Below are 8,240 nucleotides of genomic sequence, written 5' to 3'. Positions count from 1 at the left end.
GACCTCTCATTGGACAAATTTACGAGCACTGACAGGCACTTGCCGCCATTAACAATGGCTACAAAATGGGCGGAACTCAGGTCTAGCTAACTCAATGCCGCGTAGTGTCCCCGAAGTAACATAAGTGACATTCGCGAAATCCCTCCCGAGCCGCGGATTCTGTCTCCCGGCGTCGAAAAATCCGTTCTTGGGTCGTGAAATTTTCACGATACGGGGATTTTTCGCTTGTTCCTCGAAAAACATGCAGATTTTCGGATGCGCTCAACAAGCGTCCGCGGGTTGGCCTGCGAATCAAGGGGAGTCGGCGTCCGCCGCGTCGGCTGAACCGCCTGTAGCCTCCGGAAAAGACTCCCTGACCACTTCCTCAATGCGAGCGATGACCTTCTCGGGCAGGTAATAGTATTGCTTGCGCTTATTTGCCGAGAGCTTTCCGTTGTTGGACTTCACCATGCGAATGAGGGCCGACAGGTCCGACTGACTCAGGTCGAATTCCGCGTCCAGCTGCCTGAAAGCTTCGTCGTAACCGCCGAGCCAGCTGAGCTTCTCCGGCAGTTCTGTCCGGATGGCCTCCACCAGCATCTCGTGCAGGAAACGCACTTCCCGACTGGCGTCAAAGAAACGATACGGGCGGCCTCCCGGATGCCGGGTCACTAGCGGAGACGGGTCGCTCATCACGTAGTCCCACAACCGGGTGGTTGGGACCGAAAAGCCTTTGAGAACTTCAGCGTATTCTGCTTCGTGACGAAGGATGACGGCCGAAACCGGAACGATGGCTCCGCCACGCAGGCGTCGCGCGCCGTTAAGCACATGGTGGATGATGAAGCGATGAATCCGGCCATTGCCATCCAGGAAGGGGTGCAGGTAGACGAATCCGAAAGCGGCGCACGCAGCTCTTACCAGGGTATTCGGGCAGCGAAGGCCGATTTCGTTGATGAAATGCTCCCAGCCTGCCGTCGCCCGCGGAAGGTCTTCAGGAGGAGGCGGGAAGAAGGTGACGCGGCGCGTGCCATCCTCGAGCCAGCTCTGCTTCGTCCGATAGGACGCCTCCTGGCTGAACACCTCGCGAACGATGATGTTCTGCAGCCCGACCAGCCAGTCCTCTGTCACCAGCTTCTCTTCGCCAGCGTGAGCCAGGAGCTGAACAAACCGTTCAGCCTTGTCCGCGCTGGGTTCTTCTCGTTCGATGCTGAAACTGCTCCGCGTCTCCGACAGGTAGAGGTAGCTGACAGCCCGGGCATAAAGCGTCGGGTCCGTCAGGCTGTCCAGTGTCTCGGAAGCTTCGTTGAGAAGCTCATCGAGCGTCGGATTTTCTGGTAGGGCCGAGCGGCGCACGAGTGGGCAGAAGGCAGAGGTGCCTGGCAGGTTATCCCGGACGCGAAACTTCGAGTTGTTCGCCGGGCGTTCGGCAGTGAAATACTCATCTTTTGGAAGTGCGTCGACGTATGGGCCTGTCGGTGTGGCTTCGACGGACAGGCTTTTGCCGGTTAGCCATTCCCACAGGAAGCAGGCCCGGCGGATGTGCGCCCCATTGGGCGACTCTGTGAGGCGGCGAACGAGCTCTGTGTCGGGCAGGTGCTCGAACACGGCGTCGATGACTTCGAGGTTCACACCCTCGTGCCGCAGGGCGAACTCAAGATGACCCACCGGCGTCGATTCGAGCGCGACGTTGCGTGGGAACCAGAATCCATTGTGCGCAGGCACTCGCCGATTCACTGAGCCGCTAATGAAGCAGGGGTGCGTGAGCGGCCGGACAGGCAGGTTAAAGGTTCGGATTAGGTGCTCGTAACCGACGGGTTCCAAACTGGACATGGACTCGAAATTTTTTCACTTGACTCGAGATTTTATCACTCAAAGGTGCTTTTCTGGATTTTCGTCGAAAATTATTCACGACAGACCGGATTTGGAGAGACCGTGGCTATACGGGTTCCCCGTTCAGCGATGGCGATACGGGACCCCAAACCTAGAAGAAACACTATGCGCGTACTTTACAAAACCGGAGCGGCCCTGTTGCTGATGCTGCCGTTACTCGGACACGCTGCCAACGGGCACGACCTAGGCTAGGAGCGCATCAACGGTCATCTCCGCGTTGGAGTCTTTCGGAGGCGAGGAGCGCCGCGCATCTACCGACAAGAAGCGCATTCGCTAGAGAAGCGTAAGCGCCCGGCAAAGTCAGGGGTGAGCTCAATCAGGGGACAGGTGGTACCCAGTTATGCGGAAGCAATTCGGCGATCTTATCGGCCCGCTGTGTCGGCAGCCGCGTGAGGACGTCTTTTAAGTATGCGTACGGGTCGTGCCCGTTGAGCTGTGCGGAACGCACCAGACTCATAATGGCCGCAGCTCGTTGACCTGCGCGTAGAGAACCTGCGAACAACCAGTTTGCCCGTCCAATTGCCCAAGGTCTGATCAGGTTCTCGATTCGGTTGTTGTCGATGGGTACATGAGGATCGTCGAGATAGCGCGTGAGCGCCTGCCAACGCTTGAGATTGTAGTCCAGTGCTTTGGCAATCGGCGAGCCTTCGGCGACAAGTTTGCGCTGAGCGAGCATCCACACGTGCAATGCCTGCGCAATTGGCCGGCCTCGCTCCTCACGAATCGCTCGTCGTTGTTCAGGGTCTAAGTCGGCGGCTTCGCGCTCCACGTCGTAAAGCGCCACGAAGAATTTCAGTGCCTGCTCGGCGATCTGGCTCTTCTTGCTTGCATGCAGATCGAAGAACTTTCTCCGTGCGTGTGCCATGCAGCCGATTTCCGTGATGCCCAGCTTAAAGCCCGCTTTATAACCGCTGTAATCGTCAACGACCAGCTTGCCACGCCAACTGCCCAGGAAGGTGCGAGCGTGTTCGCCAGATCTACCGTCGGCGAACTCGTACACGACCGCGCGCACCTCTGCGAACTGCGTCGACGTGTACGCCCACAAATAGGCGCGATGCGTCTTCCCTTTGCCGGGACTCAACATCTGCACTGGCGTTTCGTCTGCATGTAAGACGTTGTGGCGCAGTAGTTCCTCGCGAAGCACGTCGACCAAGGGCTGCAAACGTACACCGCATACGCCCACCCAGCCGCCGAGTGTCGATTGTGGAATTGCAAGGCCAGCGCGGGCGAAGATGCGTTCCTGCCGGTACAGAGGAAGGTGGTCGCCGTATTTGGCGACCAACACCTGAGCGAGCAAGCCATTCGTCGGAATCCCTTTGTCGATCACATGCGGTGGCACCGGCGCCTGGATCAACGTCTCGCACGCTTTACATGCCCACTTCCCACGGATGTGGCGCTCAACAGTGAACACGCCCGGAGCGTAGTCGAGCTTCTCGCTGATATCCTCGCCAATGCGCACGCGCTGGCAGCCACAGGGGCAGGTTAACTCCGTCGGCTCGTGATGGATGTCGGTGCGGGGCAACTGGGGCGGCAACGGCAAGCGTTTGGCCCGCTTGCGGGGCTTCTCCTGCGGCGCGTCCGAGCGCAGTTCATCCAGCTCGGCCTCAAGCGCGGCCAAATCCTCATCAACGGCCTCGTCCAGCAAGCTTAACTGCTCGGCAGTGAACTGTTCGCTACGACTGCCGAATTGCAGGCGTTTGATGACCGAGAGCTCATGGGTGAGCTGGTCAATGCGCGTTTGGCGGTAGTGCGATTCACGCGTCTTCTCGTCGACCTGGGTCATCAACTGCCGCGCAAGTGCGCGCAGTTGATCGGGGTTCAGGGCATCGAGATCAGTGGGTGAATTCATGCCCCCAAGTTTGCCAGCATCTGCACGCCGGGGGAATCGAAACTGTTTACGTCATTTGCTATACCACCGCGATTACGTGGTCGTGCGCCAACGTCTGCCAGGGCAGCCCGATCACGAGTGCGCGCAGTTGCTCGAGATTTAACGTCTCAGCAATATCACTATGACCATTGGCCCAAACGAAATGACCTTTGTTCAAGCGTCGTGCAGCAAGCCAGACGCCAAAACCGTCGTACACCAGGACCTTCATGCGCGTCGAGCGCTGATTGGCAAACAGATATGCATGATGTGGCCGTGCGGACCCAAATACCTTCACCACGCGAGCAAGGATGGTATCAGCGCCGGCACGCATATCGAGGGGTTCGGTCGCAAGCCAAATGGAGTCGATGCGGATCATCGCAGCACCTCCCGAACCCAAGCTGCGCTGTCACTCAAGCAAAGCTGCGGCCACAGCACTGACACGGTTGTGCCATTGCGCTGAATGTCGATACGCACGTTCGCTTGCGCCGCGTCGGGCGCTTGAGCTATCGGCACGGTCATTGGCAACGCGACGAAGGCAGGCTTTACGTCGACAACAACCGATTTGGGTGCAGGCGGCGCAGCGTCGCTGGAATCGGCGGCATCTTTAATCCAACGCCGCAGCACATTGGGGTTCAGACCATGCGAAATCGCCACGGCTGAACATGAGACGCCGACCTGGCGACATTGTTCGATAAGCTCTGACTTAAACGAGGTGCTGTAGGTGCGCCGTGTGCGCCCGGTCGGAATGTCTTGGGAAATAGTGTGCACGTGTCCGCTTCCTGATCGTGGAAACGTATGCTCTTACGCCAAAGAATAGAAAACCAGATGAGATTGCCGGGTGCTTACAGAGAAGCAAACCGGGCCACTCTTACTACGAAGCTCTGGCGACCAAGAAGTCGCTGTGCGTGATCTGGGCGATGCTGTCTCTGGTGGCGAAATCGCTTTCACTGTACTGGGCTGAAGCGCAAGCGAGACCCGCAGACCAGCGAAGACAGCAGAAGTCGGGCTGAAAAGCCCCTCCTTGATGTTGCCCAGACTGAGAAACGACGGCCACCTCGATGAGGTGGCCGTCGTTCTCGCGGCTGTGAATTTAGTTAGGTACCATCAAACTGAGCTATCGGAGCGCATCCATCAATAAATTTCTCAGTGGATGAATCCCAAAATCTCAGGTTATGGTTCCCGCTACAGCATGAAAACAGAATTAGTTAGACCGGTGTCTTTTCCAAATCAAAGACTTGCCAGCGAATTCGGGCACGCGTTGGATGACGCGGAACCGAGTACGTTGGACTTGCCAGAATTGTGTCGCGAATTCTTTGGATTCGCCGGAGGGGAAGATTGTCCCGTTATGCGCCTGTTGGGAAAGGCTGCGGCAACGTAGGCAAAAGTCGCTCGCTGGCATAGCAAGCCTCTCACGGCTTCCAGTCGTTGCCCTGTACATTTAATTTCGCCTCACCTGCTGCGTACCGCAATCCGGACAGCTCTTCCAGTGCGTCTTTTGTGACATCGCCAAATCCCTCGGCGTAGGCCAGCGTGTGATCCGCTGCCTGAGCTATTCGCGGTCTGGCTGCCAGCGGAAGTGCCTCTATCGCCTCCGATACCCACGCCTGATTGTGCTCAAGCACCGCGTCCATCATTATGAGTGCCTGCTGTTGGTCCTTCCTGCTCTTGACACCCAATGCCGCCGGCCGAAGAGTGCTTACGACCAGCTTGTGTAGTGCGAATCTGGCCGGGTTCGGGAGCCGCACGGGGATAATGTGATCTTTTCCCAAGAGATAGCCGTCTTCCACGCCACCCATCAGGTATTCGAAGAATGGCAAACCTGTTGCGTGCGCCTTCAACCCCGGAAGGGGCTTCGTTTCATACGCTTCAGTGCCTGGCACCAGTAAGTCGACCTTTAGAAGTGCTCCGCGCTGCTTGTAAGACGTGGGGGTGCGATGGTGATCAAGCCCAGGCACCTCGAGGAATTCGATACCGGTATCGCGCAAAACGTCCAGGAAACTCCGATCATCGGGAATTGCCAGAGCAATCGGGGTGGCCGTGCCGATGTCGATGTCGTCGGTATAGTAATTTGCAGCGAGTTTGACCCCTAGCCCGTTCAGCAAGGCACCAAAGGCATGGGATCCGACGAGTACACCGCCTTGCCGAAAGATCCCGGCATTAAACAGGGAGGCGACGGTCAGGGCCGATGAATTGTCAGCAACAGCAAAGCCTGACAGCCTCAGCGTCTTCACTGAGTTCGCCAACTGCCTGGCCTCGCGACTTTTCACTAAACGCTCTTCCATCGCCTGGAATGTGCGTGGGTCGCTGGCAGCGCCGAGATATTCGTCGTTGCGTCGGCCACTCGCGAGATAGGAACGCCAATACGTGTATTCCTGCCCTTTTATGTCCTTGCGAACCACGGTGCCGGGCGTTTGCAGCGGGATCTGCGTTTGACTCTGCGCACCCTCAATCAAGGAAGCGTAGAGCGTTTGAAGCGCGACTGGATGGACGGATGGCATGCACCTGACTCCCTTGTTACCCACTACTAATATAAGTTAGTGGGTAACAAGAGTCAATGTCATCACACGGCGCGAAATTATGTGCTGTTCCGTCTTCCAATTTGCCGGATTTGGGATGCAAAATCGTTGGACCAGCCGAGGCAAAATTGGCCCGTCTCGCGCCGGTCGCCGTCAAGTGATTTGCGCGTTATCAGTGTTATTTTCCTTTCGCGGCGATGATGGCCCTAGCTGTGTCTCTCAGCCTCGTTGTGTCTTTGGGATATAGCACTTCCAACGCATGCTCCACCAGCTCCAAGACATCCAAAACACGTTCATGCGTAACTTCGCCTTCGTGGCTACCAACATTGCCAACCCATTTTGCAGCCTCTAGGAATTCGCCTGTCTCGGGATGCGACCTATCAAAGATTTCAATGCGGCGGTGAAGGTTCCCTGCAGCGATGTTTTGCTCGTCCATCAAACGCTCTAACGCAATGCGCATGGAGTTTGCCGTATTTCCCGGTGACGACCAGTAGGCGGAAAACGCTTGAGTGAGTGCAATGCGAACGCCTTGCGGGCAAGTAGACGGAATTTCGATTATGGGAAGTGCGGGGAAGAAGAACTTTGGGTACAGCATTTCCTCGTGTTCAAATCTGTCCGGCAGCTCTACCTCTTCGCTACCGTACGCTCCGGCAACAACTACTCGATCATCACATCGGGTGCACCGCAGGGCCATCAAATAGCGGCCGTTATCCATTTCGGGGTGATACGACTGATAGGCCATTGCCTGCGCAGAATCGTAGGCGCCTTCGTGCCTCAAGCTGCCCTCCACAGCGTCCAGCGAGCCACCGCATTCCATACGAGTACACGGCCAACCAGGTACTTTGTCCTGCGAGTGATAGGTTCGGAATAGATGTTTTTTCATGCCCCCCCACGAGTGGTGGTGTCTATCTTGCCAGTCGCACACGACTCTGTCGCTGCCGATATCAGGCACGATCAAGGCGAACGCGTTCGAGCGAGTTGTGGTCTATCCGCGTTGGTTTCGTTGTCTCGCGTGGTTCTCGGCGGCGATCGCCTGTTGCATAAATGGCATGGCGTTAAACAGACCATCTAGCCGTTGGCGATCGTCTGGTGCAGCAGTGATGTAAAGTAGGTTTGTCGGGCGCATCGCGGCGCTTCGCGGGCTGATCTCCGAATTTCTGCGCGAAGCGTTGAGTATCTAACGCGGTGAGTTTCGTTTGCGACGGTGGCGAACGAGTTGCCGGCCGCCCCGTTGCGCGGCTCTTTTATCCTAGGCGCGCCAATAGGCTTTCTGGCTTCAAGTGCGTATACCTTTTTAGCATCTGCATGCTCCGATGACCTGTTATCGAAGCAACCTCCATTGGGTGTAGTCCTTTTTCGAAAAGCCGGGACGCAGCTTCGTGACGGAGGTCATGCCAGCGAAGAGTTTTAATCTCAGCGTCTTCAATGCTCGCGGCTCGGATCACTCGTTTCCAAACGCAAATTACTGCATTCATGCTTGTGCCAAATACGGGCCCGGCGAGTTTCTCAGGGACAACGTTTCCGGGACCGAGTCGCGAGCGGGCGATCCTAACTTGTGGACTTTCGGATAGTGCTGCTAGGTGACGGAATATATCGACGGCACGCCTCGAAAGCGGTAGTACGGCCGGTACGCTTTTATTGTCAGCGCCTCGTGCATCGGGTGGAAATCGAAGCATTTGACTGCGCACATCGAGCCACTCCCAACGCGCGCTGAACAGCGCGCTTTGACGAAGGCTCGTCTCGATTGCAAGTTCGAACGCGGGTGCGGCCCATGGATTTCCGCTCGCAGACAGCAAAGCGTGCAATTTTTCGAATTCGCCGACGCGTAGGCGTCGGTCGCGTGCTTGGCTGCCGGTGGGCTTTCGAATGTTATTTAATGGGTTCAACAGCCCCTCCATGCCCCATTCTTCTCGGGCAATTTCGAACAGGTGGCTAATCTTACTGTGTCATAAAAATACTACGTCTACTATAATAAAGATACCGTGACT

General features: G+C 56.7%; 7 protein-coding genes. All 7 read right to left on the bottom strand.

The features are described 5' to 3' along the window. Positions 1-291 precede the first annotated feature (291 nt). A complete protein-coding gene (locus M0D69_RS42865) occupies positions 292-1,809 on the bottom strand; it encodes a Fic family protein (protein WP_301787851.1) in 1,518 nt (505 codons plus the stop codon). 376 nt (positions 1,810-2,185) lie between these two features. Further along, positions 2,186-3,718 carry an IS66 family transposase gene (locus tag M0D69_RS42860; protein ID WP_301787850.1) on the bottom strand — a complete coding sequence of 511 codons (1,533 nt, stop codon included), beginning with the start codon at positions 3,716-3,718 and terminating at the stop codon, positions 2,186-2,188. Positions 3,719-3,776: 58 nt separating this feature from the next. After that, entirely contained in the window at positions 3,777-4,112 is a 336-nt protein-coding gene (gene tnpB / locus M0D69_RS42855) for an IS66 family insertion sequence element accessory protein TnpB (RefSeq protein WP_301787849.1), read from the bottom strand. Continuing rightward, on the bottom strand, positions 4,109-4,504 hold the full coding sequence (locus M0D69_RS42850; protein WP_301787848.1) for a transposase: 396 nt from the start codon (positions 4,502-4,504) through the stop codon (positions 4,109-4,111). The genes tnpB and M0D69_RS42850 overlap by 4 nt, the downstream gene beginning before the upstream one ends. Before the next feature lie 641 nt (positions 4,505-5,145). Next, on the bottom strand, positions 5,146-6,234 hold the full coding sequence (locus M0D69_RS42845) for a GSU2403 family nucleotidyltransferase fold protein (RefSeq protein WP_301787847.1): 1,089 nt from the start codon (positions 6,232-6,234) through the stop codon (positions 5,146-5,148). A gap of 196 nt (positions 6,235-6,430) precedes the next feature. Further along, a complete protein-coding gene (locus tag M0D69_RS42840; RefSeq protein ID WP_301787846.1) occupies positions 6,431-7,135 on the bottom strand; it encodes a DUF4145 domain-containing protein in 705 nt (234 codons plus the stop codon). Positions 7,136-7,496: 361 nt separating this feature from the next. Next, positions 7,497-8,150: a site-specific integrase gene (locus tag M0D69_RS42835; RefSeq protein WP_301787845.1), complete on the bottom strand. Its 654-nt coding sequence runs from the start codon at positions 8,148-8,150 to the stop codon at positions 7,497-7,499. Between the last annotated feature and the right edge of the window lie 90 nt (positions 8,151-8,240).

The organism is Caballeronia sp. SEWSISQ10-4 2, from assembly GCF_030464885.1.
In the GTDB taxonomy this organism is placed as follows: domain Bacteria; phylum Pseudomonadota; class Gammaproteobacteria; order Burkholderiales; family Burkholderiaceae; genus Caballeronia.
This window is presented reverse-complemented; position numbering and strand designations above follow the sequence as displayed.

Coding starts and splice junctions, on each gene's coding strand:
- M0D69_RS42845 (WP_301787847.1), bottom strand. CDS start 6,234: ATGCCATCCGTCCATCCAGTCGCGCTTCAAACGCTCTACGCTTCCTTG.
- M0D69_RS42840 (WP_301787846.1), bottom strand. CDS start 7,135: ATGAAAAAACATCTATTCCGAACCTATCACTCGCAGGACAAAGTACCT.
- tnpB (WP_301787849.1), bottom strand. CDS start 4,112: ATGATCCGCATCGACTCCATTTGGCTTGCGACCGAACCCCTCGATATG.
- M0D69_RS42865 (WP_301787851.1), bottom strand. CDS start 1,809: ATGTCCAGTTTGGAACCCGTCGGTTACGAGCACCTAATCCGAACCTTT.
- M0D69_RS42860 (WP_301787850.1), bottom strand. CDS start 3,718: ATGAATTCACCCACTGATCTCGATGCCCTGAACCCCGATCAACTGCGC.
- M0D69_RS42835 (WP_301787845.1), bottom strand. CDS start 8,150: ATGGAGGGGCTGTTGAACCCATTAAATAACATTCGAAAGCCCACCGGC.